Below are 25774 nucleotides of genomic sequence, written 5' to 3'. Positions count from 1 at the left end.
TCATGCAAGATTTCCTTTGAGAGCCAGCGGCAGGCCTGCCGCGACGAACAGCACGCGTCCGCACACCGCGGCCAGCGCTTGATGCAGGCGGCCGGCTTCGTCGACGAAGCGCCGGCTCAGTTCGCCCATCGGCACGATGCCGAGGCCGACTTCGTTGCTCACCAGCAGGATGGTGCCGGGCAGATCGGGCAGCACGTCGAGCAAGGCCTGCCGCTCGCGCGCGAAGCGTTCGCCATCGGCATCGCCGAGCAGGTTGCTCAGCCACAGCGTGAGGCAGTCCACCAGCACGCAGCGATCCGCCCGCGCATGCGCGCGCAGCGCATCGGCGAGCGCCAGCGGCTCCTCCACGTCGTGCCAGTGCGGCGGCCGGCCGGCGCGATGGTGCGCGATGCGCGCCGCCATCTCCGCATCCAGCGCCTGCGCCGTAGCGAGATAGACCACATCGAGCCCGCTCTCCGCCGCCATGCGCTCGGCCAGCGCACTCTTGCCGGAACGGGCGCCACCGAGGATCAGGCTGCGCATGCGTCGTTCACTCCCAGCAGCGCGGCCAGGCGCGCGGTATCCAGATGCGTTTCCACCGCGTCGGCGAGCCGCTCCAGGCTCGCTTCGCGCAAGGCGCGCACGTCGACGGCGAGGGGCGCGTGCAGGCCGGCCCAGCGCAGCAGCGCCTGCAGCGCGGCGGGCTCGTCGAACAGGCCGTGCAGATAGGTGCCGAGCACTTGCCCGTCGGCGGAGATCGCGCCGTCGGCGCGGCCATCGGCCAGCAGGCAGGCCGGCGCATCGAGCGCGGGGCCGGTGCTGCGGCCGCAATGGATCTCGTAGCCGGCGACGTCCGCGTCGTCCAGCGCGAGCTTGCCTTGCGCGCGGCGCAGCTGCTTCTCCGGCTCCAGCACCGTCTCCATCGCCAGCCAGCCCAGGCCCGCGCTGGAACCCGCTTCGCCTTCGATGCCGTGCGGATCGTGCACCGCCTGTCCCAGCATCTGGAAACCCCCGCAGATGCCGATCAGCTTGCCGCCATAGCGCAGGTGCCGCGCGATCGCCTCGGCCCAGCCCTGTGCGCGCAGCCACTCCAGGTCGGCGCGCGTCGCCTTCGAACCCGGCAGCACGATCAGGTCGCACGGCGGCCACGCCTCGCCCGGCCCCACCAGGCGCACGTCCAGCTGCGGATGCGCGCGCAGCGCGTCGAAATCGGTGTGGTTGCTGATGCGCGGCAAGGCCGGCACCGCCACGCGCAGCAGTGCGTCTTCGCGCCGGCCCGCATCGCGCGGCAGCGCGTCCTCCGCTTCCAGCTGCAAGCCATGCAGATACGGCAGCACCCCGAACACCGGCTTGCCGGTCTCGCGCTCCAGCCAATCCAGGCCCGGCTGCAGCAGCGCCAGATCGCCGCGGAAGCGATTGATCACGAAACCGGCCACCCGCGCCCGCTCGCTCGCCGACAGCAGGGCCAGGGTGCCGACCAGATGCGCGAACACGCCGCCGCGGTCGATGTCGGCCACCAGCAGCACCGGGCAGTCCACGGCTTCCGCGTAACCCATATTGGCGATATCGCGGTCGCGCAGATTGATCTCGGCCGGACTGCCCGCGCCTTCGACCACCACCGCCGCGTAGCGCTGCGCCAGGCGCCCATGCGAAGCGAGCACCGCGTCCATCGCCACCTGCTTGTAGCGGTGGTAGTCGCGCGCATCCATGTTGCCGACCGCGCGGCCATGCACGATCACCTGCGCGCCGGTATCGCTCTGCGGTTTCAGCAGCACCGGATTGAAATCGGTATGCGGCGGCACGCCCGCCGCCTGCGCCTGCACCGCCTGGGCGCGGCCGATCTCGCCGCCGTCCTCGGTGACGGCGGCATTGAGCGCCATGTTCTGCGGCTTGAACGGCGCCACCGCCACGCCCCGCCGGCGCAGCCAGCGGCATAGCGCGGCGACCACGGTGCTCTTGCCGGCGTCGGAGGTGCAGCCCTGGATCATCAATACCCGTGCGCTCATGGCGCGACCTCCTGCTTTCGATCGATCGAACGCCAGCCGGCCAGCGCCGCATCGAGCCGCGCGAACGCCGCGTCGTCGCCGGGCAGGCCGAAGCGCAGGCTGTGCGGCTGCTCGAAGCGGCGCACCAGCACGCCCTGCCGTGCCAGCGCGCGTTGCAGCGCCGCCGCGCGGTCGTCGCGGCGCCAGTGAAAGAACGCGCAGCCGGCATCCGGAGCCAGGCCATGGTGTGTGAGCAGCTTCGACAGGCGCGCGGCGGTGGCGTGCAAACGCTCGCGCTGCGCCGACTGCCAGGCTGTATCGGCCAGTGCCAGCTTCAGCACGTGGCGCGCCGGTCCGCTCAAGGTCCATGGCCCCAGGCGCTCCCGCAGCGCCACCAGCAGCGCGGGTTCCGCGCAGACGAAGCCGGCGCGCGCGCCGGCCAGGCCGAAGAACTTGCCCACCGAGCGCAGCACGATCAGGCCGGGCAGCGCATGCGCCGCGCACAGGCTGCGTTCGGGCGTGGCGTCGATAAACGCCTCGTCCACCACCAGCCAGCCGCCGCGGCGGGCCAGCGTGGCGTGCAAGGCAAGCAAAGCGTCGAGCTCGAAACGTTCGCCGCCGGGGTTGTTGGGATGGATCAGCACGACCACGTCGTAGCGCGCCGCACGGGCGAACAGCGCATCGGCGGCGGCGCGTTCCACCTTGTGTCCCGCGCGCTGCCAGGCATGCGCGTGTTCGGCATAACCAGGATCGAGCACGCCTACGCGCGAGCGCTCGCGCAGCGACGGCAAAGCCTGGATCGCCGCCTGCGAACCGGCCACCGGCAGCAGCGAAGGATGCCCGTAATAAGTGCGCGCGATATCGATCAGGCCGTCATCGTCTTCCGGCAACCGCTGCCATGCGGATGCGGGCAGCGGCGGCACGGGCCATGCGTATGGGCTGACGCCAGTGGAAAGGTCTAGCCATTGCTCCGCGGGAATACCGTACTCGTGCGCGGCGCGCAGCAGGCGTCCACCATGTTCAAGCATGATGATCTCCGAGGATCGGCACGAGACACCAGATCGCCGCCAGCCACAGCAGCACGCTCCGCCGCACCAGCCGCAGCGCGCGCCGGATCGCCGCGGCATTCGGCGCATCGCCGTCGCCCAACGCCGGACGCTCCTCCCAGACGCCTGCATAAGGTGCGGCGCCGCCAAGGCGCACACCCAGCGCACCCGCGCCGGCCGCCATCACCGGCCCCGCGTTCGGGCTGTCCCACGCCGGCGCCTGCCGGCGCCAACAATGCCATGCGCGCAGGAAGTCGCCGAGCAGCGCATAGCTCAGCGCCGTCAACCGCGCGGGCATGAAATTCAGCACGTCGTCGATCCGCGCGGCGGCCCAGCCGTAGCGCTCATAGCGCTCATTGCGATAGCCCCACATCGCGTCCAGCGTATTGGCCAGCCGGTACAGCACCGCTCCCGGCGCGCCCAGCAGCAGAAACCAGAACAGCGCGCCGAACACCGCATCGCTGCCGTTCTCCAGCACCGATTCCGTGGCGGCCGCCGCCACTTGCCGCTCATCCAGCAAGGCCGTGTCGCGGCTCACCATGCGCCCCACCGCCGTGCGCGCCGCGGCCAGATCGCCGCGCTCCAGCGCATCCGCCACCGGCAGGGCGTGCTCGCCCAGGCTGCGCAAACCTACGGCGAGATAAAGCATCGCCGCGCCGAACAGCAGGTCGCCCCAAGCCGGCAATACCCTCGCTATCGCCCACGTCGCGACTACCCATGGCAACACCGCCACGCACCACGCCAGCACACCCGCCCCACGCTTGTCGCGGTGCAGCCGCGCCTCGATCGCCCGCGCCCAGCCGCCGAACGCCACCAGCGGATGCGCGCGGCGCGGTTCGCCGAGCAGCGCGTCCAGCAGCAGCGCCAGGGTGAGCGCCAGCGCGCTCATGGCAGGAACAGACGCAGGGCCGCTTCCGTTGCGGAGGGAAAGTACAGATGCACGAAGCTCGCCGTGAGCCGTGCACGCCGGTACACCGCTTCCTTGGCGGGGCCACCGTCGGGGTTGCTTGCATGTACCAGCGGCGGCTGGGTGATCTCCGCATGCGCGTAGTGGAAGGTGTGGCCGCGCAGCGTGCCTTCCGGCAGCTCGACGGATTGCATGCCCAGCCCCGCCAGCCGCTCGCGCACCACCGCCCAGCCGGGCAGCAGCCCCGCCATGGTGTGCGCATCGCTTTCGCGCGTGGCCAGGGCGTCGAGCAGGCTGAGCATGCCGCCGCATTCCGCCAGCAAGGGCTTGCCCGCATCGACGTGCGCGCGCAGCGCGGCGTGCAGGTCCTTGCGCCCGGCGAGCCGCGCCAGATGCAGTTCGGGATAGCCGCCGGGCAGCCAGGCCGCATCGCAATCGGGCAAGGCATCGCCGGCCAGCGGCGAGAACCAGCACAGCTCCGCGCCGGCCTGGCGCAGCACGTCCAGGTTGGCGGGATACAGGAAACAGAACGCGTCGTCGCGTGCGATGGCGATGCGCCGGCCTTCGAGCAGGCGCGGCACCTGCGTTGCTTCGACCGGGCTGAACGCGACCGGCGGCGGAAGATCCAATCCGGCATGCAACTCCATCGCATCGGCCAGCGCATCCAGGCGCGCATCCAGGTCGGCCAGCTCGCCCGCGGCGACCAGGCCGAGATGCCGTTCCGGCAAGGCCAGCGCCGGATCGCGCGGCAAGGCGCCGAACCAGTGCAGCTCCGGCGGCAGGCTCCCGGCCAGCAGCTTCGCGTGGTAGGCGCCACCGATGCGGTTGGCGGCCACGCCATACACCTGCAAACCTTCGCGATAACGCGCCAACCCCGTCGCCACCGCGCCGAAGGTCTGCGCCATCGCCGAACCGTCGATCACCGCCAGCACCGGCAGGCCGAAGCGCTGCGCGAGGTCGGCGCTGGACGTGCCGCCGTCGAACAGGCCCATCACGCCTTCGACCAGGATCAGGTCGGCCTCGCCCGCCGCCGCATACAGCCGCGCGCGAACATCGGCTTCGCCGCACATCCACAGATCCAGCTGATACACCGGCGCACCGCTCGCGCGCTCCAGCACCATCGGATCGAGAAAATCCGGCCCGGTCTTGAACACCCGCACGCGCCGTCCGCGCCGCGCATGCGCGCGCGCCAGCGCTGCGGTGAACGAGGTCTTGCCCTGCCCCGAAGCCGGCGCGGACACCAGCAACGCCGGCACCCGCCGCACGGCGTTCACAGCTCGACTCCCAGCTGCGCGCGGATGCCCGCCTCGAACGCATGCTTGACCACGCGCATCTCGGTCACCGTATCGGCCACCGCCACCAGCGCATCGGGCGCGCCGCGGCCGGTGATCACCACGTGCTGGCCGGCCGGACGCGCGGCCAGCGTGGGCAGCACCTGCTCCAGCGTCACGTACTGCTTGACCAGCGCGATATTCAGCTCGTCCAGCAACACCAGCCGGTAGCGCTCGTCCGCCAGCATGCGCGCGGCGATCTGCCAGGCGGCCTGCGCGGCGGCGACGTCGCGCGCCTTGTCCTGGGTTTCCCAGGTAAAGCCCTCGCCCATCACGTGGTAATCGACCATGTCCGGAAAGCGGCGGAAGAACGCTTCCTCGCCGGTGGAGAAGCTGCCCTTGATGAACTGCACCACGCCGCAGTGGAAACCGTGGCCGAGCGAGCGCGCCAGCATGCCGAAGCCCGACGAGCTCTTGCCCTTGCCGTTGCCGGTGTTCACCACCAGCACGCCGCGGTCGATGGTGGCGCGGGCGATCTTGCGGTCGACCAGCTCCTTCTTGCGCTGCATGCGCTCGCGGTGGCGCAGTTCTTCGTCGCTCATGCCCGGGTTCCTGCCTGGCGAGTGGAGTTCACGCGCGCCAGCGCCCAGTACGCCGCCAGCGCCACGATCACATAGGTCAGCGTGGTGCGCACGAACAGCGGGCCCCACTGCCACAAGCGGGCAACGTACTCGCCCAGGTGCGGATTCGCATAGCGCCCGCCCAGCCAGTAGAACGCGCCGTTGGAAATGGCGAACGAGACCGAAGCCGCCACCAGCGCCACGCCGAACGCACCGGCCAGCGCCAGCGGCGCCGGCGCCATCCGCGCTGACCACAGCCGCCCCGCGTACCACAGCACCGCATACGCGGGCAGCAGGAACGAGTAGGCCGGCGTCACGCAGAAATCGCTGACGCCGGCATACGACACCGACACCCAGTCCAGCACCACCGCCAGCGCCATGAACGCGGCAAAGGCCAGGTGCCGCCGCAGCCACAGGCCGCCGAGGAAGAACAGCGCCATCGAGGCATCGGGCAGATGCAGCGCGGTGCCGAAGTGATGGAAGCGCGTGGCGATCATCACCGCGGCGAACACGATGGCGAGCGGTACGGAGAAGCGTGGCATGGCGGTGGACATGGTGCGGTCCTCGGGGCGGAAGGGATTCACTGCGCGGGCCGGTAGCTCACGCTGAGCATCGCGGTGCGGCCGGGCTGGTTGTAATAGGCCGCGGTCTCGTAGTGCTTGTCGAAGGCGTTGCGCACGCTCAGCTGCACTTTCCAGTCGCGGTCCAGCGCATAGGCCAGGCGCAGGTCGGTGAGCGCATAGCCGCCCAGGCGATAGCCGTTCGCCAGGTCGTCGTAGCGCTTGCCCGCCGCGTACACGCTGGCGCCGATGCTGAAGTCGCCGAAGCCGCGGTCCGCATCCACGCGCGCGCTGCGCGGGGCACGGCGCGGCAGCAGCTTGTCGCGGTAGGTGTCGCTGCGGTTGCGCGGGTCCAGCCAGGTGGCGGTGCCGCGCAAGGTCCAGCCGGCCAGCGTGGTGGAAGCCACCGCTTCGGCGCCGCGGATGCGCGCGCGGTCGACATTGCCCGGCACGCCGCGCGAGGCGTCGTAGGCGATCAGGTCGCGGATGCGGGTTTCGAAGGCATTGAGCGACCACAGGCCCCAGCCCGGCGTGCCGCGCAGGCCCAGCTCGTAGCTGCGCGAGCTTTCCGGCCGCAGCGCGGTATTGCCGTAGCCGGGGTAGTACAGCTCGTTGAAGGTCGGCGCCTTATAGGCGGAACCGGCGCTGGCGGTGAGGCGCATGCCCGGCGTGAAATCCCAGCCCCAAAGCAGGCTGCCGGTGGTCTTGCCGCCGAACTGCTGGTTGTCGTCGTGGCGCAGGCTGGCCTGCAGCGACTGCGCGCCGAACGCCTGCTGCCACTGCGCGAACAGGCCGCGGTTGAGGCGCTGGTCGCGCGCATAGCTGGTGTTGCTGTCGACGCGGTCGCGCTGCCAGTCGTAGCCCAGGCTCCACAAGCCGCCGCCGAGATTGAGGTCGCCCTGCAGCGAGCCGAGATCGCGGTGCGTATCGAAGGTGCTGGTGTAGCGGCCGTTGAGGTAGTTGTCGCCGAGGTCGGCGCTCTGGCCGGCGCTCGCGGTGAGCGTGAAATCGCGGCTCGGCCGCCAGTGCACGCGTGCACCGTAGACCTGCTGCACCACGTCGGACTGGTTGCTGGTGGAGCCGTCGTAGGCGTTGTAGCCCCAGCTGCGCAGCCACTGTGCGTCGGCATCCCAGGCGTCGCTGAAGCGGTAGCCGCCCTTGAGCGAGACGGAGCTGTCGCGGAAGCCGTCGCGGTCCGGTTCGTTGACGAAGCAGCCCGCGCCGCGCGGCGACGGCTTGCCGCGGCAGGCGTTGATGCCGTCGGTGTCCTCGTGCGTGGCCTGCACCGCATACCAGCCCTCGCCGACCTTGCCGGCCAGGCCGGCGGCGCCGCGGAAGCTGTCGTTGCTGCCGTAGCCCAGCTCCAGGTTCGGCTCGAAGGCGCCGCTGGGGCGTCGGGTAAAGATCTGGATCACGCCGCCCAGCGCTTCCGAACCGTAGAGGCTGGAGAACGGACCGCGCACGATCTCGATGCGCTCGATCTGCTCCACCGGGATGTTCTGGATCGACGGCTGGCCCAGGGTGGCCGAGCCGATCTTCACGCCATCCACCAGCACCAGCACGTGGTCGGCCTCGGTGCCGCGCAGGAACAGCGAGGTGGCTTTGCCCGGGCCGCCGTTGTTGGCCATCGACAGGCCCGGTGTGCCTTGCAGCAGGTCCGCCACGGATTGCGGCTGCAGGCGCTCGATCTCGGCGCGGTCGATCACGGTGACGGCGGCGAGCGTGGCCGATTCGCTCTGCTCGGTGCGGGTGGCGGTGACCACCACGCCCTTGAGGTCCTGCGAAGGCTCGTCGGCCTGCGCGGCGGTGGAAAGCAAGACAAGGGAAAACGCGGCCGCAAACGCGGACCGGCGCAAGGACGGAACATGCAATGACACTGGTGGCTCCTGGACCGCGCCTGCCCGCGCGGAATCGCTTCGGTTGCAGGACAGGCGGAAGGAGCTCCGGACGGACGCACGACGAGGGCGCGCTCGCCAGGAGCACGCCCACCGCATGTCCGGTTCACCTCGAGGCCGGTCTCCGGGCTCGCGAGCGAAGGCTGATGCCTCCCCGACCGGCGCCTTCCCATGCTTCGCAGCACAGTGGCTTCCGCCGATCGTGTCTCGCCTACCGTTGCGGGGGCAGCTCCGGAATAGCCGTCAATACGGCGCACCGGATTCCCGTTTCAACCACCGGCCAGGCCAGCGGTCACCTCAGGCCCGGGCATCTTAGCAGTACGACAAGGGGGTGCTCGTCATGACGAGTAGGAGGTGTCGTGGCGAGCCCCGACCCCTCACCCCGACCCTCTCCCCGGCGGGGAGAGGGGGATGACGGGTGGGGCGAAAATCGAGCGAAGAGCTCGCGGCGCAGCCGCGGCGTTCCGCTTGTGCGCTTTTGCTCTACCGGGTCCCCTTGGCGCCGGCGGTGAGGGCTGGACGAAAAGGCCCCGAAGGGGGCGAGGACAGGAGTCCTCGCCTTTTTGATCAGGGCATGGATGCCCTGTCAAAAAGCCCGGCCAGCCCTCACGGACCCTCAGCAGCTGCGCTGCTGAGGGCGCCAAGCAGGGTGCCCTCTCTTTTTGGTTACTTTTTCTCTGGGCACGCAGAGAAAAAGTAACTCGCCCCGCGGCAGCGGGGCGAAACCCTCGCCAACGGCGAGACCCATACGCGTCAACGCGACAACCGAGCACCATCGCCACTGGATCCCGGCCTACGCCGGGATGACGAGTAGGGGGCGGCAAGGCGCGCCACTCGCTAGCCCCCTTCACCCCCAGTCCACCATGTGTCTCCCCACTGACGCACAGCTGGCAAGGCACTGCAACACCACTGCGATTAGCTAGCCACAGCCCGCAATCAGGCAGCACCCGAGCGCCCCCATGAGCGAAATCGACCCCAAGCGACGCCGATTCCTGCAGATGACCGCCGCCGCCGCCGGCGGCCTCGCCGCAGCCTCCCTGCTCCCCGAAACCCTGCGCCAGGCCCTGGCCGCCCCCTCCCCGACCGGCACCGGCAACCTCACCGACGTCAAGCACGTGGTGATCTTCATGCAGGAAAACCGCTCCTTCGATCACTACTACGGCAGCCTGCGCGGCGTGCGCGGCTTCGGCGACCGCGTGCCGGCGCCGCTGCCCGGCGGCGCGCGCAGCGTGTGGCAGCAGCCCTACACAGGAAATACGGACGGCTATCTGCTGCCGTTCCGCATGAACACCGCGACCACCAGCGCGATCTGCGCCAATGCGCCGGCGATGAACTACCCGGTGGACACGGCGATCTTCAACAAGGGCAAGTTCGACGCCTGGAACACCGCACGCGCGGCCGGCCTCGGCATGGGCCATTTCGAGCGCGCCGACCTGCCGTTCTATTACGCGCTGGCCGACGCCTTCACCATCTGCGACCACTACTTCGCCGCCACCCTCACCCAGACCAACCCCAACCGCCTGCATGCGATGACCGGCAGCAACGGCCTGTCGGTGGGCCAGGCGGCGGTGCTGGACAACACCGAGCCGAGCGCGGGCTTTACCTGGACCACCTATGCCGAGCGCCTGGAAAAGGCCGGCGTGAGCTGGAAGGTCTACCAGGAAAGCAACAACTTCGACGACAACGCGCTGGCCTGGTTCAAGAACTTCAAGCAGGCCAAGCCGGGCACGCCGCTGCATGACAAGGGCATGGCGACGCAGGCGGACATGGTCGCCGCGTTCGCCCAGGACGTGGCCAACGACACGCTGCCGCAGGTGTCGTGGATCGTGGCCGCCGATTACCTGTCCGAACACGCCAGCTTCAAGCCGGCCTACGGCGAGGACCTGAGCGCGCGCCTGCTCGCCGCGCTCGCCGCCCATCCGGCGGTATGGGCCAAGACCGCCTTCATCCTCAACTACGACGAGAACGGCGGCTTCTTCGACCACGTGCCGCCGCCGACGCCGCCGGCTTCGTCCAACGACGGCTTGTCCACGGTGAGCGTGACGGGCGAGATCAGCAACGGCCAGCCGATCGGCCTGGGCTTCCGCGTGCCGCTGATCGTGGTGTCGCCGTGGACGCGCGGCGGCTGGGTGTGTTCGCAGGTGTTCGACCACACCTCGGTGCTGCGTTTCCTGGAGCAGCGTTTCGGCGTGATGGAGCCGAATATCAGCGCCTGGCGCCGCGCGGTGTGCGGCGACCTGCTCAGCGCCTTCGATTTCAGCGGCAGCAACAGCGGCTGGCCCGGCTTGCCCTCCACCACCGGCTACACCGCCGCGGCGGACCAGCAGTGCAAGAACCTGCCGGCGCCGAGTATTCCCTCCACACAGGCGATGCCGGCGCAGGAAGCGGGTACGCGGCCGGCGCGCGCGCTGCCTTACACGCTGCGTGCGGATGGCCGGGTGGATGCGGCGGCGGGGCGCTACTGGATCGACTTCCATAACGACGGTGCGGCCGGCGCGGTGTTCCAGGTGTATGCGGCGAACCGCAGCGACGGGCCATGGCGCTACACGGTGGAGGCGGGCAAGCAGCTGTCGGATTACTGGAGCGCGGCGCGTTACACCCAGGGCGTGTACGACCTGGAGGCGCATGGGCCGAATGGTTTTCTGCGGCAGTATCGCGGCAGCGTGGCGACCGGGATGGGCGCGGCGCCGGAAGTGGCGGCGAGCTACGACGCCGCAGGCAATCGCCTGCGGCTGGCCGTGACCAATAACGGCGGCGCGGCATGCACCGTGACGGTCAGCAATGCTTATGTGGAGGGCGATGTGCGGATTTATTCGGTCGCCGCCGGGGCTACGGTGAATGACAGTTGGGCACTGGGTGGCCATGCCAACTGGTACGACTTGAGCGTGACGGTTGCTGAGCTGGCGGGTTATTGGCGGCGGTTGGCGGGGCATATGGAAAACGGCCTGCCAAGTATCAGCGAACCCCGCTAGCGAACTCTTCTCCCCTCCGGGGAGAAGATGGCGGCAGCCAGATGAGGGGCCGGGGCTCGCGGGAAGGGTTCGACAGGGCGCGGCCTGCTTGCTGCTTCTGCTTCTCCGCTCCGCCCGACCCCTCACCCCAGCCCTCTCCCCGGAGGGGAGAGGGGGAAAAAGAAAAGGCGCCCTGTGGGCGCCTTTCTTTTTTTACTGCGTGCGAAACACCAACTGCCCGCCTTCCGCATCCACCCCGATGACATCGCCCGGCGCGTACCGGCCTTCGAGAATCTCCTTCGCTAGCGGATTCTCCAGCTGCTGCTGGATCGCCCGCTTCAGCGGCCGCGCGCCATACACCGGATCGAAGCCCACATTGCCCAGCAGGTCCAGCGCCTTCTCGCCGATCTCCAGGCGCAGCTGGCGTTCGGCCAGGCGCTTTTCCAGGTGGATCAGCTGGATCAGGGCGATCTTGCGGATCTGCTTCTTCTCCAGCGGGCGGAACACCACCAGCTCGTCCAGGCGGTTGATGAACTCAGGACGGAAGTGCGCCTGCACCACGCCCAGCACCGAGGCCTTCATCTGCAGGTAGTCGGCTTCGGAATCGCCGGCCTGCTCCTGGATCAGCTGCGAGCCCAGGTTGGAGGTCATCACGATCACGGTATTGCGGAAATCCACCGTGCGGCCCTGGCCGTCGGTGAGGCGGCCATCGTCGAGCACCTGCAGCAGGATGTTGAACACGTCCGGATGGGCCTTCTCCACCTCGTCCAGCAGGATCACGCTGTACGGACGGCGGCGCACCGCCTCGGTGAGATAGCCGCCTTCCTCGTAGCCGACATAGCCGGGGGGCGCGCCGATCAGGCGGCTTACCGAGTGCTTCTCCATGAACTCGCTCATGTCGATGCGCACCATCGCGTCCTGCGTATCGAACAGGAATTCGGCCAGCGCCTTGCACAGCTCGGTCTTGCCCACGCCGGTAGGGCCCAGGAACAGAAAGGAGCCATACGGGCGGTTCGGATCGGACAGGCCGGCACGCGCGCGGCGGATCGCGTCGGACACCGCGCGCACCGCTTCGTCCTGGCCGACCACGCGCTTGTGCAGCGCCTCTTCCATATGCAGCAGCTTCTCGCGCTCGCCTTCCAGCATCTTGCTGACCGGGATGCCGGTCCAGCGCGATACGACCTCGGCGATCTCCTCGTCGGTGACGCGGTCCTGCACCAGCTTGAACTCGTGCTTCTCGGCGGCCTGCGCGGCGGCGAGCTGCTTTTCCAGTTCCGGCAGGCGGCCGTACTGCAGCTCGCTCATCTTGGCGTAGTCCTGGCGGCGCTGCGCGGCTTCCAGCTGCACGCGGGCCTGCTCGATCTGTTCCTTGATCTTGGTCGCGCCCTGCAGCAGCGCCTTCTCCGACTTCCACACTTCGTCGAGGTCGGAGAACTCGCGCTCGAGTTTTTCGATATCGCTTTCCAGGTCGGCCAGGCGCTTCCTGGACGCCTCGTCGGTTTCCTTGCGCAGCATTTCGCGCTGGATCTTCAGCTGGATCAGGCGGCGCTCCAGGCGGTCCAGTTCCTCCGGCTTGGAATCGATCTCCATGCGGATGCGGCTGGCCGCCTCGTCCATCAGGTCGATCGCCTTGTCCGGCAGCTGGCGGTCGGTGATATAGCGGTTGGACAGCGTGGCGGCGGCGACGATGGCCGGATCGGTGATCTCCACGCCGTGGTGCACCGAATAGCGTTCCTTGAGGCCGCGCAAAATCGCGATGGTGTCTTCCACGCTGGGCTCGCCCACGAACACCTTCTGGAAGCGGCGCTCCAGCGCGGCGTCCTTCTCGATGTACTTGCGGTACTCGTCCAAGGTGGTGGCGCCGATGCAGTGCAGCTCGCCGCGCGCCAGCGCGGGCTTGAGCATGTTGCCGGCGTCCATGGCGCCGTCGGCTTTGCCGGCGCCGACCATGGTATGCAGCTCGTCGATGAACAGGATCACCCGGCCTTCCTGCTTGGACAGGTCGTTGAGCACGGCTTTCAGGCGCTCCTCGAATTCGCCGCGGAACTTGGCGCCGGCGATCAGCGCGCCCATGTCCAGCGCCAGCACGCGGCGGTCGCGCAGGCCTTCGGGCACTTCGCCGTTGACGATGCGCTGGGCCAGGCCTTCGACGATGGCGGTCTTGCCCACGCCGGGTTCGCCGATCAGCACGGGGTTGTTCTTGGTGCGCCGCTGCAGCACCTGGATGGTGCGGCGGATTTCCTCGTCGCGGCCGATCACCGGATCGAGCTTGCCGCTCTCGGCGCGCGCGGTCAGGTCGACGCAGTATTTCTCCAGCGCCTGGCGCTGGTCCTCGGCATTCTCGCTCTGCACCTTTTCGCCTCCGCGAATCTTGTCGATCGCCTGTTCCAGGTTGGCTTTGTGGGCGCCCGCGGCCTTCAGCGCCGCGCCGAGATCGCCTTTGTCCTCCAGCGCCGCGAGCACGAACAGCTCGCTGGCGATGAACTGGTCGCCGCGCTGCTGCGCGAGCTTGTCGGTGAGGTTGAGCAGGCGCGTGAGGTCGTTGCCGATATGCACGTTGCCTTCGTCGCCTTTGACGCGCGGCAGGCGGTCCAGCGCTTCGCCCACGCGCTGGCGCAAGGTGGGCACGTTGACCTGGGCCTGGGTCAGCAGCGGCGCGGTGGTGCCGCCCTGCTGGTCGAGCAGCGCGGCCATCACGTGCACCGGTTCGAGCATGTTGTTGTCGCGGCCCACCGCCATGGATTGCGCGTCGGCCAGCGCTTGTTGGAAGCGCGATGTCAGTTTGTCCATCCGCATAGATAGAACCCCGCAAAGATAAAGATTCGGCAGCCCCCGAGGCCGCTCACTGCCCGATGAGATGCGGTCCGACCTCAACGATTCAAGTAGGTTGGGGTGAGCGCAGCGAACCCCGATGCGGCGGCACCGTTGGGGTTCGCTGCGCTCACCCCAACCTACGTTGATTCATGCAGACACATCCAAAGCTGATCTTCACATTCGCCCTGCTAGGCTCGTTCTGATGTCTTTTTCCCCCGCCTTCCCCCGCATGCCTGCTGCGACCCCGCTTCCGGCACCGCCCCTGCCCGGCACCGGCGACCGCTGGGCCCTGTTCCTGGACGTCGACGGCACCCTGCTCGAGTTTGCCGAGCGCCCCGGCGACGTGCGCGTCGATCCCGAGCTGTACGCGCTGCTGGCCGAACTCTACGCCTATCTCGATGGCGCGCTCGCGCTGGTGAGCGGGCGCAGCCTGGTCGGCCTCGACGCGCTGTTCGGTTCGCCACCGTGGGCGATGGCCGGCCTGCACGGCCTGCAGCTGCGCCACGCCGACGGCGAGCGGCGCGAGACGCGCGTCAGCGCCAGCCGGCGCACCCTGGTGCTGCATGCGGCGGAGTCGATCGCGCGCGCGCATCCCGGCGTGCTGGTGGAGAACAAGGACCTGGCCGTGGCCCTGCATTGCCGCGCCGCGCCGGCCGCATACGAAGCGCTGCGCGAAGCCGTGCTGGCGCTGCTGCCGGGCCTGCCGGGCTACGAGCTGCAGGCCGGCAACCTGGTGCTGGAACTCAAGCCCGCCGGCATGGACAAGGGCAAGGCGGTGACCGAGCTGCTGGAACGCCCGCCGTTCGCCGGCCGCCTGCCCGTGTACCTCGGCGACGACCTCACCGACGAACACGGCTTCGCCGCCACCAATCTGGAGAACGGGATCAGCGTCCGCGTCGGCGAACGCGAACCCACGCTCGCCCAATACACCCTGCCGGGCCCGTCGTCGGCACAGGCCTGGCTGCAACGTGTCTTGAACGTGCTCAAGCAAGGAGTCGAACCCCATGCCCATGCCCTTGGAGGGAATGCCTGAACCCCGCACCAGGTCCGACGACACCGGACCTGGCGGCAGCGATACCCGGGCCAATCCGCAGACATTGGCTCTGGGCGTGATCGGCAACGGCAGCGTGGCCGCGCTGATCGACGGCATGGCCCGCATCGTGTGGTGCTGCCTGCCGCGCTTCGACAGCGACGCCAGCTTCTGCGCCCTGCTCTCGCCCGCGTGCGAGGGGGGCGACTGGAGCGTCGAGCTGGAACATGTCGAACGGGCCGAGCAGGAATACCTGCCGAACACCGCGGTGCTGGTCACGCGGCTGTACGACCGCCACGGCAACGCCATCGAGATCACCGATTTCGCGCCGCGCCACCGCACCCGCGGGCGCTTCTACCATCCGGTGATGCTGGCCCGGCGCATCCGGCCGATCCAGGGCAATCCGCGCATCCGCATCCTTCTGCGACCGCTGTGCGACTACGGCGCGCGCCAGCCCGACACCACCTCCGGCAGCAATCACCTGCGTTTTCTGCTGAGCGACGTGGTGCAGCGCCTGACCACCGACGTGGCGGTGCCGCTGATCGAGCGCGGCCTGTTCTTCCACCTGGACCGGCCCGCCAACCTGGTGTTCGGCCCCGACGAAACGCTCGCCACCAGCCCTGCGGATTTCATCCACGGCACGCTGGAATACACCATCGCCTACTGGCGCGACTGGGTGCGTTACCTGTCCATTCCCTACGAATGGCAGGCGCCGGTGATCCGCGCCGCGATCACCTTGAAGCTGTGCCAGTACGAGGCCACCGGCGCCATCATCGCCGCGCTGACCACCTCGATTCCCGAAGCGCCGGGCACCAGCCGCAACTGGGACTATCGCTACTGCTGGCTGCGCGACGCCGCCTTCGTGGTGCGCGCGCTCAACCGGCTGGGCGCCACGCGCAGCATGGAGGAATACATCCGCTACGTGTTCAACATCGTCTCCGCCGAAGGCGATCATGAAGTCGGCCCGGTGTTCGGCATCACCTTCGAGCGCGAGCTGCCCGAGCGCGAGGCGGAAGGCCTGGCCGGCTACCGCGGCATGGGGCCGGTGCGCATCGGCAACGACGCCTGGCGCCAGCGCCAGAACGATGTGTACGGCTCGGTGGTGCTGGCTTCCGCGCAGCTGTTCTTCGACCAGCGCCTGGAGAATCCGGGCGATGCGCGTACCTTCGAGCGCCTGGAAAGCATGGGCCGCATGGCCCTGCGGATGGCGGAGGAACCGGATGCCGGGCTATGGGAATTCCGCGGCCGCGCCGCCGTGCACACCTATTCGGCGGCGATGTGCTGGGCCGCCTGCGACCGCCTGGCGCATATCGCCACCGAGCTGGGCCTGACCGATCGCGCGCGCTACTGGCACGACGAGGCGGTGGCGCTGCACGAGCGCATTTCCGCGCGCGTCTGGAACGAACGGCTGGGGCATTTCGTCGACGCCTACGACGGCGAGCACCTGGATGCCAGCCTGTTGTTGCTGGCCGATATCGGCTTCGTGCGCGGGCGCGATCCGCGCTTCATCGCCACGGTGGATGCGATCGGCAAGGCACTCGGCCGCGGCGATTACCTGTTCCGCTATATCGCGCCGGACGACTTCGGCACGCCGGAAACCAGCTTCAATATCTGCACCTTCTGGTACATCGAGGCGCTGGCCGCCACCGGCCGCAAGCGGCGCGCGCGGCAGATGTTCGAGCACATGCTGTCGCAGCTCAATCCGCTGGGCCTGCTGTCGGAGGATCTGGCGCCGGGCACCGGCGAGCACTGGGGCAATTTTCCGCAGACCTATTCGCTGGTGGGCCTGGTGCAGACCGCGATGCGCTTGTCGCGCCGCTGGGAGGACGAGCTATGAGCGTGGTGCCGTCACGCACCGGCCGCCTGATCGTCGTCTCCAACCGGGTCGCATTACCTAAGCAGACCGCCACCGGCGGCCTCGCCTCGGCCATGCGCGCGGCGCTGCAGGAAGCCGGCGGCTTGTGGTTCGGCTGGAGCGGCAAGATCGCCGGCGAGACCGCGGCCACCGTGCACCACCTGTACGACGGCCCCGTGCACTACGCCACCATCGACCTGTCGCGCGACGACCACGACCATTTCTACGACGGCTTCGCCAACCGCACCCTGTGGCCGCTGCTGCATTACCGGCCGGACCTGGTCGATTACAACCGCGGCCATCTGGACGGCTATCTGCGCGTCAACCGCGTGTTCGCCGAACGCCTGGCCGCGCTGGTCGAGCAGGACGACGCGATCTGGATCAACGACTACCACCTGATCCCGCTGGCCTCGATGCTGCGCGCGCGCGGCGTGCGCAACCGCATCGGCTTCTTCCTGCATACGCCGCTGCCGCCGGCCGGCCTGCTGATCGCGCTGCCGCGCCATCGCGAGCTGCTGGAAACGCTGGCCGCCTACGACCTGGTGGGCGTGCACACGGCGCGCGACCTGCGCGCGCTGGAGGAATACTTCGTGCACGAAACGGGCGCCCGCCTGCGCGGCGGCCATCGCCTGCGGCTGGGCCACCGGCGTTTTCGCGCGGGCGTGTTCCCGATCGGCATCGACACGCGGCAGGTGGCCGAGGCGGCGGCGAAAGCCGGTACGCTGGATCCGATCGAAGACCTGCGCAGCAGCCTGGAAGGCCGCGCGCTGATCATCGGCGTGGACCGGCTGGACTACTCCAAGGGCCTGCCGCAGCGCTTCGACGCCTACGCGCGCCTGCTCGAACGCATGCCGGACTGGCACCGCCGCGTGAGCTTCCTGCAGATCGCCCCGCCATCGCGCAGCACCGTGCCGGAGTACCGGCAGATCCGCCGCGACCTCGAACGCAAGGCCGGGCACATCAATGGCGTGTACGCGGCGCCGGACTGGGTGCCGATCCGCTACGTCAACAAGTCGTTTCCGCACAGCGTGCTGAGCGGGTATTACCGCAATGCCAAGGTGGGACTGGTGACGCCGATGCGCGACGGCATGAACCTGGTGGCGAAGGAATACGTGGCGAGCCAGAACCCGGAGGATCCGGGGGTACTGGTGTTGTCGCGGTTCGCCGGCGCGGCGCAGGAGCTGGACGAGGCTTTGCTGGTGAATCCCGCGGATACCGAGGAAGTGGCCGATGCGCTGGAGCGCGCGCTGGCGATGCCGCTGGAGGAAAGGAAGATGCGCTGGCGGGCGATGATGGATGTGCTGGAGCGGCAGGACATTACGGCGTGGCGGAGGAGTTTCCTGGCGGCGCTGCGGGAGTGAACTCTTCTCCCCGCTGGGGAGAAGATGCCGGCAGGCAGATGAGGGGCGGGTGCTTGCCGCAACAGATCGACGAAGCGTCGCCCGCTTTTCCCATCCCGCTTCTACGCTCCGTAGGTCCCCCTCACCCCAACCCTCTCCCCGTTGGGGAGAGGGGGCAGAAGCGCGCTACGCCAGCCAGATCAGCGTGGCGAAGCGGCCGCTGCGTGCGGCGTCGCGGCGGTACGAGTAGAAGCGCGGATCGGCCAGGGTGTCGAAGCCGCCGCCGTAGATGGCGCAAACGCCGGCGCGCTCCAGCCGGCGGCGCGCCAGTCCCGCGAGGTCGCACAGCCAGTGGCCCGGACGGGTCGGAACGAAGCAGGCTCCGGCACCCGCATCGTCGGCGATAAAGGCCTCGCGCACTTCCGCACCGACTTCGTACGAAGCCGCACCGATGCACGGCCCCAGCCACGCCATCACTGCGCCGGGCCGGGCGCGCAGATGCCCCAGCGTCGCCTCCAGCACACCGGCCGCGAGGCCGCGCCAACCGGCATGAGCCGCGGCGACTTCGCCGCCATCCACCGCGCAGAACAGCACCGGCAGGCAATCGGCGGTGAGGATGGCCAGCGGCTCGCCGCGCGTGCGGGTCACCGCGGCATCCGCTTCCGGCTCGTCTTGCGCGCCGGTGTCGGCCACCGCGATGCCATGCACCTGCCGCAGCCAGCGCGGCGGCGCCGGCAAGTCGAGCATGGATGCCAGCGCCGCCCGGTTGGCGGCTACCGCCTCGGCCGCGTCGCCGCAGCGGCTGCCGAGGTTGAAGCGCTCGAACGGGGATGCCGAGGCGCCGGGCACGTCGCGGGTGCTCACCGCCGCATGCACGCCGGCCGGCGCCGGCCAGTCCGGGCGCAGCCAGCCCTCAGTAGTCATCGTAAGGATCCGCGTGGGCGGCATCCTCGCGCAGGGTGTTGATCAGCGCGTCCAGGTCCGCCGGCCGCGCGGCCGTGAACGACAGCGGCTCGCCGCTGACCGGGTGCTCGAAGGCCAGCCGCTCCGCATGCAGGGCCTGGCGGCGGAAGCCGCGCAGCGCCGCCACCAGCTCGGGCGAGGCGCCCTTGGGCAGGCGCAGGCCGCCGCCGTACAGCGGGTCGCCGACCAGGGGGTGGCCGATATGCGCCATGTGCACGCGGATCTGGTGGGTGCGGCCGGTCTCCAGGCTGCATTGCAGCAGGGCATGGGCGCGGAAGCGTTCGCGCAGGCGGTAGTGGGTGACGGCGCGCTTGCCGTCCTCCTCGTCGCGCACGGCCTGGCGCAGGCGGTCGCCCATATGGCGGCCGATCGGCGCGTCCACCGTGCCGCCGGCCACCAGCAGGCCCATCACCACGGCCTCGTACTGCCGCTCCACCTCGTGGCGGGACAGCATGTCGACCAGGGCGGTATGGGCCGCCAGCGAGCGGGCCACCACCATCAGGCCGGAGGTGTCCTTGTCCAGGCGGTGCACGATGCCCCCGCGCGGCAGCTCGGCCAGCTTGGGGTCGTGGTGCAGCAAGGCGTTCAGCAAAGTGCCGGCCGCATTGCCGGCGCCGGGGTGGACCACCAGGCCGGCCGGCTTGTTCAGCACCAGCAGGTGCTCGTCCTGGTGGACCACCTCCAGCGCGATATCTTCCGGTTCCAGCTCGACCTCGGCCGCAAGCTCCGCCTCCAGCCGCACCTGCTCGCCGCCGCGCAGCAGGTGGCGCGGGGGCGCGGCGGCGCCGTCCAGGGTCACCGCCCCGGCCTTGATCCACGCCGCCAGGCGGGATCGCGAGTAGTCCGGGAACATCTCGGCCAAGGCCCGGTCGAAGCGCCACCCGGCTGCCGACAGCGGCACGGTGGCCTCGTGGCGGATGGTCGTCATGGCCGGCCGCCCGGGTTTCCGGTGGTTTCGGCTATCATCCCTTTTCGATCAAACATCTGAACCCTTTCCCATGCGCGTAACCAAGCTGCAGGTCTTCAAAGTACTGGTGGTGCTCGCCGTCGTCGCCACGATGAGCGCGTGCTCCATGTTCCGGAGCAAGAAGGAAACCATCGACACCATGCCGGTGGAGAAGCTGTACAGCACCGCGCACGACTCCCTGGTCCATTCCGACTACGCCGCCGCGACCAAGGCCTACCAGCGACTGATCGCGCGCTTCCCGTCCGGCGACTTCAACGAACAGGCCCAGCTTGACCTGGCCTATTCGCAGTACAAGGACAACCAGCCGGACGACGCCTACTCCACGGTCAACCGCTTCATCAAGACGTATCCGACCCACAAGCATGTGGATTATGCCTATTACCTGCGCGGCCTGATCAATTTCGATCGCACCGGCGGCTTTATCGAGCGCGTGTTCCAGCGCACCGAGAGCCAGGCCCGCCGCGACCAGGGCTACAACCTGCAGGCCTTCGACGACTTCTCCGAGCTGACCCGCCGCTTCCCGGACAGCGCCTACTCGGCCGACGCCCGCCAGCGCATGATCTACCTGCGCAACGTGCTGGCCCAGTTCGAGGTCAACGTGGCCGAGTTCTACCTGCGCCGCAAGGCCTACATCGCCTCGGCCGACCGCGCCCAGTACGTGATCGAGCACTACCAGCAGGCGCCGCAGACCGGCGACGCGCTGGCCATCCTCACCCGCAGCTACATCGGCCTGGAGCGTCCGCAGCTGGCCGAGCAGACCCGCAAGGTGCTGGCGCTGAACTACCCGAACCACCCCTACCTGACGGACGAGAAGTGGCCGCACGCCCCGTCCACGCTGCGCAAGATGGTGCCGTTCTCCGGCCACCACTAAGCCGCATCGCCAAAGCCGGGATCAACCCCCGCATCCGAAAACGCCACGGCCAGCGCCGTGGCGTTTTCGTTTGCGCGGCCGCTCACCGCGTTACACCGATCAACTCGCCGAAACGATGGAACCCGGCCCGCGCATACACGCGGTGTTCGTTGCCGGCCGCCGTCATCAGGAACGGCAAGCTCACGCCCTGCACGAACGCGTGGTCCGCCAGCAGCGCGGTGACCGCGCCGCCGATGCCGCGGCCGCGCGCGTCCTCGCGCACGCCGATCGCCGCGATCTCGGTAACACCCTCCAGCGGGGGCGAATACAGCCCCGCGCCGAGCGCATCGCCGCTGTCGCGGCAGCGGGCCAGGGCGACCGCGCCGCCCTTTTCCACCACGCCGGCCAGCCGCTCCACGTCGGCCGCGCAGGTGCCGGATACGCCGTAGGCGGCGTTCTGCACCTCGGCTGCCGCGTGCAGTTCGTGCTCGCGTTCGGCCAGCAGCCACTCCACGCCGTCGAGATCGCCATCGGCGGCCAGGCTGTCGGGCGTGCAGGTCATCAGCGCCAGCGGCTCCTCGCGGAAGAAGCCGGCGTCGAGCAGGCGCGGCAGCACCTCGGGGGCCATGTCGTGGATGTATTCCAGGCGCGGCTTGCGCTGCTTGCGGTCGAACAGGTCGATCAGCGAGGCCAGTTCGTGCGCATTCGGCGCGGCGCCGTCCACCGGCGTGGCGTAGTTCCATCCGGGTTCGCTGCTCGCCGCATCGAGCGTGACGTGGAACGGTTGCAGGCAACGGTTGCCCTGCTGCAGCGCCATGCGGGCGCGCAGATAGGCGGAGACACGGCTGAGCGCCGTGCGGTCATGCATTGTCATGGATTGAGTACTCAGTCTCGTCCCGGCGCGGGCAGCGACAGGACATGCCGGATCGCCCGAACCGCCAGGCTCGGGTACGGATGCGGGGGCCGCCAGCGCGGCCGTCAGAACGAACTAAAGTGAACGGTCCAGCGGAGAAAACCGGTGGACGGCGTCAGCAGGCAGCGATCTGCGCGGCAGCGGCGACGGCGGACTTGCGTGAGGCGATGACAATCATGGCGCACCTCCATTTCCGGAAGGCCGCGGATCGTTCCAAAGACTGCCCTGCGCTGTCAAGCGCAGGATGCAAAAACGTGACATCGACAGCTGGGTGAGCCTCAACGCCACCCGGATGTAATCGGATAACGACGCTCGCGCCCGAACGCACGCGTGGTCACGCGCGGCCCCGGCGCCGACTGCCGGCGCTTGAATTCGTTGAGCAGCACCAGCCGCACCACGCGGCGCACGGTGTCGCAGTGGAAACCCTGCGCGGCGATCTCGGCCTGCGACAGCTCGCCTTCGATAAAGCGCTCGAGAATCGCATCGAGCTCGTCGTACGGCGGCAGCGAATCCTGGTCGGTCTGGTTGTCGCGCAGCTCGGCCGACGGCGGACGCTCGATCACCGCCGGCGGAATCACCTCGCCGCCGCCGAAGCGCTCGGCATCCGCATTGCGCCAGCGCGACAGGCGGTAGACCACGGTCTTGTAGACGTCCTTCAGCGGCGCATAGGCACCGCACATGTCGCCGTACAGCGTGGCGTAGCCCACCGCCATCTCGCTCTTGTTGCCGGTGGCCAGCAGCAGGCGGCCGTGCTTGTTGCTCAGCGCCATCAGCATGGCGCCACGGGTGCGCGACTGCAGGTTCTCTTCGGTGAGGTCCGCCGGCTTGCCGCCGAAGGCGGGCGTCAGCGCCTCGATGAAACTCTGGAAGGTCTGCTCGATCGGAATGATGTGGTACTCGACGCCCAGCTGCTCAGCCTGCGCGCGCGCGCCGTCCAGCGACAGCTGCGAGGTGTAGCGCGAAGGCATCATCACCGCGGTCACGCGCTGCGGCCCGAGCGCATCGACGGCCAGCGCCAGCGTGAGCGCCGAATCGATGCCGCCGGACAGGCCCAGCAGCACGCCGCCGAAGCCGTTCTTCTCGATGTAGTCGCGGATGCCGCGCACCAGCGCGGCGTACAGCGTGGCTTCCGGCGCGTCGTCCAGCCGCGCGGGCCAGGCGTCGGCACGGAGCGTGCGCGACTGCGCGTCGAAATCCGCCCATAGCAGGGCTTCGGTAAACGCCGGCGCGCGCGCGGCGATGCTGCCGTCGCCGTTGACCAGCAGCGAGCCGCCGTCATACACGACTTCGTCCTGCCCGCCGACCAGGTTGAGATAGACGATGGCGCAGCCGGTTTCCTGCGCGCGGGCGCGCAGCACCGCTTCGCGCTCGGCCTGCTTGGCGCCGTCCCACGGCGAGGCATTGATCACGACGATGAGTTCGGCGCCGGCACGCGCGGCCTGCGCGGCGGCTTCCGGCTGCCAGATGTCCTCGCAGATCAGCAGGCCGACGGTGACGCCTTCGATGGTGCTCACCGCGGTCTCGTGGCCGGGCCGGAAGTAGCGCTTGTCGTCGAACACGCCGTAGTTCGGCAGTGCCTGCTTGTGCGCGGTCAGTTCGATGCGCCCTTCGCGCAGCAGGCTGGCGGCGTTGTACACCTCGCCCTCGCTGTGCGGATGGCCGACCAGCGCGGCCACGCCGTTGGTGGCGGCGGCCAGCGCGTGCAGCTCGCTGTCGCAGGCGGCCAGGAAGCTGGGGCGCAGCAGCAGGTCTTCCGGCGGATAGCCGCTCAGGGTGAGCTCCGGATACACCACCAGGTCGGCCCCGCCGTCGCGCGCCTGCGCCAGCAGGTCGCCCACGCGGGCCGCATTGGCGGCGACCGCCCCTACCGGAAAATCGAACTGGGCGAGGGCGAGGCGCAGGGTGGTCATGCCTGGGAATCCATGGGGAATGGCCGCTCATGATACTCGCAGCCCTTCCCCGCCGGCGCGGGTCAACCCAGCGGCCGGGTCAGCAGCAGCACCGCCAGTGTCACCATGAAAGCCGCCACCAGCACGTCGAACACGCGCCACGCCATGGGGCTGCGGAACACCGGCAGCAGTGCGCGCGCGCCATAGCCCAGCGCGGTGAACCACAGCACGCTGGCCGTGCACGCGCCGCCCGCGAACGACCAGCGCCCCGCGCCTTCGTAATGCGTGGACAGGCTGCCCAGCAGCACCACCGTGTCGAGATAGACGTGCGGATTGAGCAGGGTGAAGGCCAGGCAGGCCAGCAGTGCGCGGCGGCGGCCGGCGGAGCCGTCTTCCGACGGCTGCAGGCCGCTCTCGCCGTTCCAGGCGCGGCGCAATGCCAGGGCGCCATAGGCGAGCAGGAAGGCCGCGCCGGCATAGCGCAGCACCTGCAGCAGCGCGGGCATCTCCTTCACCAGCAGGCCCATGCCGGCCACGCCGAGCAGGATCAGCGCCGCGTCGGCCACGATGCACACCAGCACCACCGGCCCGACGTGCCGGCGCTGCAGGCCCTGGCGCAGCACGAAGGCGTTCTGTGCGCCGATGGCGATGATCAGGCCTGCGCCGGCGGCGAGGCCCGCTAGATAAGCGGAGGTGTGCATGGGGTACCTGTGTTGGTGCGTTAGCGAGAGAGATGCCGCGACGTGAGCCCCTCTCCCTCCGGGAGAGGGGTGGGGGTAAGGGGTGGGGGTGAGGGTTCGGGCGGAGCGAGGCGCCCCGCTCCGCCCGAACCCTCATCCGGCTGCCGCCACCTTCTCTCCCACGGGGACTACCTTCGGGTCGCCGGAGGGAGAAGGGTTCCAGCTTGGGGATTGAGTCCAGGATGCGGCCAACCTGCATTTCAGTAAAACTAAATCAACTTACCTTTGATTAGATTTGCTTCATCGTGGAATCCCCATGACCCTGCTCAATCCCCAGCTCGCCGCCTTCGCCGCCGTGCTCGGCGAAGGCAGTTTCGAAGGCGCCGCGCGGCGGCTGTCGGTGACGCCATCGGCGGTGTCCCAGCGCATCAAGGCGCTGGAGGACCGGCTGGGCCAGGTGCTGATCCTGCGCCAGGCGCCCTGCCGCGCCACCGCCGCCGGCGAACACCTGCTGCGCAGCGTGCAGCAGATGCAGCTGCTGGAAGCGGAAACCCTGCAGGCCTTCGCGGTGGAGCGCGCGGCGGACCAGGCGCCGGCCACGCTGGCCATCGCGGTGAACGCAGATTCGCTGGCCACCTGGTTCCTCGGCGCGCTGGCCACGCTGCACGAACGCCACGGCCTGCTGTTCGACGTGCGGGTGGAAGACCAGGACCACTCGCTGGACCTGCTGCGCGACGGCAGCGTGCTCGGCGCGATCACCGCCGACGCGCATCCGGTGCAGGGCTGCGCCGCGCGTCCGCTGGGCGCGATGCGCTACCTGCCGATCGCCTCGCCCAGGTTCGTGGCGCGCCACTTCGCGCATGGCGTGGATGCCGCCGCGCTGGGCAGCGCGCCGATGGTGGTGTTCAACCGCAAGGACGCGCTGCAGCGGCGCTTCATCCGCAAGATCACCCGCGCCCGGCTGGCCCCGCCTACCCACTACCTGCCCTCCTCCACCGGCTTCGTCGATGCCGCGGGGCTGGACCTGGGCTGGTGCATGGCGCCGGAATCGATGCTGCGCAAACCGCTGCGCGAGGGCACCGTGCAGGCCATCGCGCCCGGGCGCTGGCTGGACGTGCCGCTGTACTGGCAGCACTGGTCGGTGCGCTCGGCCACACTGGAGCGGCTCACCGCCGCCCTGCTCGCCACCGCCGCCAAACAGCTGCGCCAGCGCGACGGCGCTTAAAGAACGGGCCGGCTCCGCCGATCAAGGAGAGAGA

Annotated in this window: 20 protein-coding genes and 1 riboswitch; of the genes, 6 read left to right on the top strand and 14 right to left on the bottom strand. The window is 69.4% G+C overall.

All coding sequences use genetic code 11. The features are described from left to right. From cobU to btuB, 8 genes are read right to left on the bottom strand one after another with little or no spacing between them, the layout of a single operon-like run. A complete protein-coding gene (gene cobU / locus ISN75_RS03810) occupies positions 1-522 on the bottom strand; it encodes a bifunctional adenosylcobinamide kinase/adenosylcobinamide-phosphate guanylyltransferase (protein ID WP_343819362.1) in 522 nt (173 codons plus the stop codon). Next, positions 510-1985, bottom strand: coding sequence for a cobyric acid synthase (locus tag ISN75_RS03805; RefSeq protein WP_343819363.1), 1476 nt, complete (start codon positions 1983-1985; stop codon positions 510-512). The genes cobU and ISN75_RS03805 overlap by 13 nt, the downstream gene beginning before the upstream one ends. Beyond that, positions 1982-2992 (bottom strand): threonine-phosphate decarboxylase CobD, encoded by a 1011-nt coding sequence (gene cobD, locus ISN75_RS03800; RefSeq protein WP_343819364.1) that lies wholly within the window; start codon positions 2990-2992, stop codon positions 1982-1984. The genes ISN75_RS03805 and cobD overlap by 4 nt, the downstream gene beginning before the upstream one ends. Then, positions 2985-3899, bottom strand: coding sequence for an adenosylcobinamide-phosphate synthase CbiB (cbiB, locus tag ISN75_RS03795; RefSeq protein WP_343819365.1), 915 nt, complete (start codon positions 3897-3899; stop codon positions 2985-2987). The genes cobD and cbiB overlap by 8 nt, the downstream gene beginning before the upstream one ends. Continuing rightward, on the bottom strand, positions 3896-5191 hold the full coding sequence (locus ISN75_RS03790; protein WP_343819366.1) for a cobyrinate a,c-diamide synthase: 1296 nt from the start codon (positions 5189-5191) through the stop codon (positions 3896-3898). Before ISN75_RS03790 ends, cbiB begins: the two co-directional genes overlap by 4 nt. Then, positions 5188-5790, bottom strand: a complete 603-nt coding sequence (cobO, locus tag ISN75_RS03785; RefSeq protein WP_343819367.1) for a cob(I)yrinic acid a,c-diamide adenosyltransferase — start codon at positions 5788-5790, stop codon at positions 5188-5190. Before cobO ends, ISN75_RS03790 begins: the two co-directional genes overlap by 4 nt. Next, positions 5787-6362 (bottom strand): hypothetical protein, encoded by a 576-nt coding sequence (locus ISN75_RS03780; protein ID WP_208399569.1) that lies wholly within the window; start codon positions 6360-6362, stop codon positions 5787-5789. Before ISN75_RS03780 ends, cobO begins: the two co-directional genes overlap by 4 nt. Positions 6363-6388: 26 nt before the next feature. Next, positions 6389-8245, bottom strand: coding sequence for a TonB-dependent vitamin B12 receptor (gene btuB / locus ISN75_RS03775; protein ID WP_423385127.1), 1857 nt, complete (start codon positions 8243-8245; stop codon positions 6389-6391). Positions 8246-8361: 116 nt separating this feature from the next. Then, positions 8362-8578, bottom strand: a riboswitch (cobalamin riboswitch). A gap of 644 nt (positions 8579-9222) precedes the next feature. On the opposite strand from btuB, the gene ISN75_RS03770 reads away from it, so the two are divergent. Next, entirely contained in the window at positions 9223-11235 is a 2013-nt protein-coding gene (locus ISN75_RS03770; RefSeq protein WP_343819368.1) for a phosphocholine-specific phospholipase C, read from the top strand. Between the two features lie 192 nt (positions 11236-11427). Here the strand turns inward: ISN75_RS03770 and clpB are convergent, their stop codons facing one another. Next, positions 11428-14010, bottom strand: a complete 2583-nt coding sequence (clpB, locus tag ISN75_RS03765; protein WP_343819369.1) for an ATP-dependent chaperone ClpB — start codon at positions 14008-14010, stop codon at positions 11428-11430. 247 nt (positions 14011-14257) lie between these two features. Between clpB and otsB the strand changes: the two genes are divergently transcribed. From otsB to otsA, 3 genes are read left to right on the top strand one after another with little or no spacing between them, the layout of a single operon-like run. Further along, on the top strand, positions 14258-15061 hold the full coding sequence (gene otsB, locus ISN75_RS03760; protein ID WP_343819370.1) for a trehalose-phosphatase: 804 nt from the start codon (positions 14258-14260) through the stop codon (positions 15059-15061). After that, entirely contained in the window at positions 15054-16895 is a 1842-nt protein-coding gene (locus ISN75_RS03755; protein WP_343819371.1) for a glycoside hydrolase family 15 protein, read from the top strand. Before otsB ends, ISN75_RS03755 begins: the two co-directional genes overlap by 8 nt. Further along, positions 16892-18274 (top strand): alpha,alpha-trehalose-phosphate synthase (UDP-forming), encoded by a 1383-nt coding sequence (gene otsA / locus ISN75_RS03750; RefSeq protein ID WP_343819372.1) that lies wholly within the window; start codon positions 16892-16894, stop codon positions 18272-18274. Before ISN75_RS03755 ends, otsA begins: the two co-directional genes overlap by 4 nt. Before the next feature lie 165 nt (positions 18275-18439). On the opposite strand, the gene pgeF is transcribed toward otsA, so the two are convergent. Both pgeF and rluD read right to left on the bottom strand, forming a co-directional pair. Beyond that, entirely contained in the window at positions 18440-19177 is a 738-nt protein-coding gene (gene pgeF / locus ISN75_RS03745; protein WP_343819373.1) for a peptidoglycan editing factor PgeF, read from the bottom strand. Then, on the bottom strand, positions 19167-20144 hold the full coding sequence (gene rluD, locus ISN75_RS03740; protein WP_167252407.1) for a 23S rRNA pseudouridine(1911/1915/1917) synthase RluD: 978 nt from the start codon (positions 20142-20144) through the stop codon (positions 19167-19169). Before rluD ends, pgeF begins: the two co-directional genes overlap by 11 nt. A 70-nt stretch (positions 20145-20214) precedes the next feature. Between rluD and ISN75_RS03735 the strand changes: the two genes are divergently transcribed. Next, the gene (locus ISN75_RS03735; RefSeq protein WP_167252408.1) at positions 20215-21054 is read left to right on the top strand and encodes an outer membrane protein assembly factor BamD; all 840 of its coding nucleotides are present in this window, start codon (positions 20215-20217) and stop codon (positions 21052-21054) included. Between the two features lie 82 nt (positions 21055-21136). On the opposite strand, the gene ISN75_RS03730 is transcribed toward ISN75_RS03735, so the two are convergent. The 3 genes from ISN75_RS03730 to ISN75_RS03720 all read right to left on the bottom strand — a co-directional run bounded on the left by ISN75_RS03730 (position 21137) and on the right by ISN75_RS03720 (position 24536). After that, positions 21137-21907, bottom strand: coding sequence for a GNAT family N-acetyltransferase (locus ISN75_RS03730; protein ID WP_343819374.1), 771 nt, complete (start codon positions 21905-21907; stop codon positions 21137-21139). 317 nt (positions 21908-22224) lie between these two features. Beyond that, positions 22225-23856, bottom strand: a complete 1632-nt coding sequence (locus tag ISN75_RS03725) for an NAD+ synthase (RefSeq protein ID WP_343819375.1) — start codon at positions 23854-23856, stop codon at positions 22225-22227. Positions 23857-23918: 62 nt separating this feature from the next. Further along, complete coding sequence (locus tag ISN75_RS03720) at positions 23919-24536, bottom strand: LysE/ArgO family amino acid transporter (RefSeq protein WP_343819376.1); 618 nt, start codon at positions 24534-24536, stop codon at positions 23919-23921. A 295-nt stretch (positions 24537-24831) separates the two neighbouring features. Here ISN75_RS03720 and ISN75_RS03715 point away from each other — a divergent pair, with 295 nt between their 5' ends. Then, entirely contained in the window at positions 24832-25740 is a 909-nt protein-coding gene (locus tag ISN75_RS03715) for a LysR family transcriptional regulator ArgP (RefSeq protein ID WP_343819377.1), read from the top strand. Positions 25741-25774 lie beyond the last annotated feature (34 nt).

Origin of the sequence: Dyella marensis, from assembly GCF_049532885.1 — a bacterium.
GTDB classification, from domain to species: domain Bacteria; phylum Pseudomonadota; class Gammaproteobacteria; order Xanthomonadales; family Rhodanobacteraceae; genus Dyella_D; species Dyella_D marensis.
The sequence above is the reverse complement of the archived record's forward strand: the minus strand, read 5'-3'. Positions and strand labels throughout refer to the sequence as shown.

What these genes read in the sequence shown, in the direction of transcription:
- cobU (WP_343819362.1), bottom strand. Translation starts at nt 522, where the DNA reads ATGCGCAGCCTGATCCTCGGTGGCGCCCGTTCCGGCAAGAGTGCGCTG.
- ISN75_RS03805 (WP_343819363.1), bottom strand. Translation starts at nt 1,985, where the DNA reads ATGAGCGCACGGGTATTGATGATCCAGGGCTGCACCTCCGACGCCGGC.
- cobD (WP_343819364.1), bottom strand. Translation starts at nt 2,992, where the DNA reads ATGCTTGAACATGGTGGACGCCTGCTGCGCGCCGCGCACGAGTACGGT.
- cbiB (WP_343819365.1), bottom strand. Translation starts at nt 3,899, where the DNA reads ATGAGCGCGCTGGCGCTCACCCTGGCGCTGCTGCTGGACGCGCTGCTC.
- cobO (WP_343819367.1), bottom strand. Translation starts at nt 5,790, where the DNA reads ATGAGCGACGAAGAACTGCGCCACCGCGAGCGCATGCAGCGCAAGAAG.
- ISN75_RS03780 (WP_208399569.1), bottom strand. Translation starts at nt 6,362, where the DNA reads ATGTCCACCGCCATGCCACGCTTCTCCGTACCGCTCGCCATCGTGTTC.
- ISN75_RS03770 (WP_343819368.1), top strand. Translation starts at nt 9,223, where the DNA reads ATGAGCGAAATCGACCCCAAGCGACGCCGATTCCTGCAGATGACCGCC.
- clpB (WP_343819369.1), bottom strand. Translation starts at nt 14,010, where the DNA reads ATGCGGATGGACAAACTGACATCGCGCTTCCAACAAGCGCTGGCCGAC.
- otsB (WP_343819370.1), top strand. Translation starts at nt 14,258, where the DNA reads ATGCCTGCTGCGACCCCGCTTCCGGCACCGCCCCTGCCCGGCACCGGC.
- ISN75_RS03755 (WP_343819371.1), top strand. Translation starts at nt 15,054, where the DNA reads ATGCCTGAACCCCGCACCAGGTCCGACGACACCGGACCTGGCGGCAGC.
- otsA (WP_343819372.1), top strand. Translation starts at nt 16,892, where the DNA reads ATGAGCGTGGTGCCGTCACGCACCGGCCGCCTGATCGTCGTCTCCAAC.
- pgeF (WP_343819373.1), bottom strand. Translation starts at nt 19,177, where the DNA reads ATGACTACTGAGGGCTGGCTGCGCCCGGACTGGCCGGCGCCGGCCGGC.
- rluD (WP_167252407.1), bottom strand. Translation starts at nt 20,144, where the DNA reads ATGACGACCATCCGCCACGAGGCCACCGTGCCGCTGTCGGCAGCCGGG.
- ISN75_RS03735 (WP_167252408.1), top strand. Translation starts at nt 20,215, where the DNA reads ATGCGCGTAACCAAGCTGCAGGTCTTCAAAGTACTGGTGGTGCTCGCC.
- ISN75_RS03730 (WP_343819374.1), bottom strand. Translation starts at nt 21,907, where the DNA reads ATGACAATGCATGACCGCACGGCGCTCAGCCGTGTCTCCGCCTATCTG.
- ISN75_RS03725 (WP_343819375.1), bottom strand. Translation starts at nt 23,856, where the DNA reads ATGACCACCCTGCGCCTCGCCCTCGCCCAGTTCGATTTTCCGGTAGGG.
- ISN75_RS03720 (WP_343819376.1), bottom strand. Translation starts at nt 24,536, where the DNA reads ATGCACACCTCCGCTTATCTAGCGGGCCTCGCCGCCGGCGCAGGCCTG.
- ISN75_RS03715 (WP_343819377.1), top strand. Translation starts at nt 24,832, where the DNA reads ATGACCCTGCTCAATCCCCAGCTCGCCGCCTTCGCCGCCGTGCTCGGC.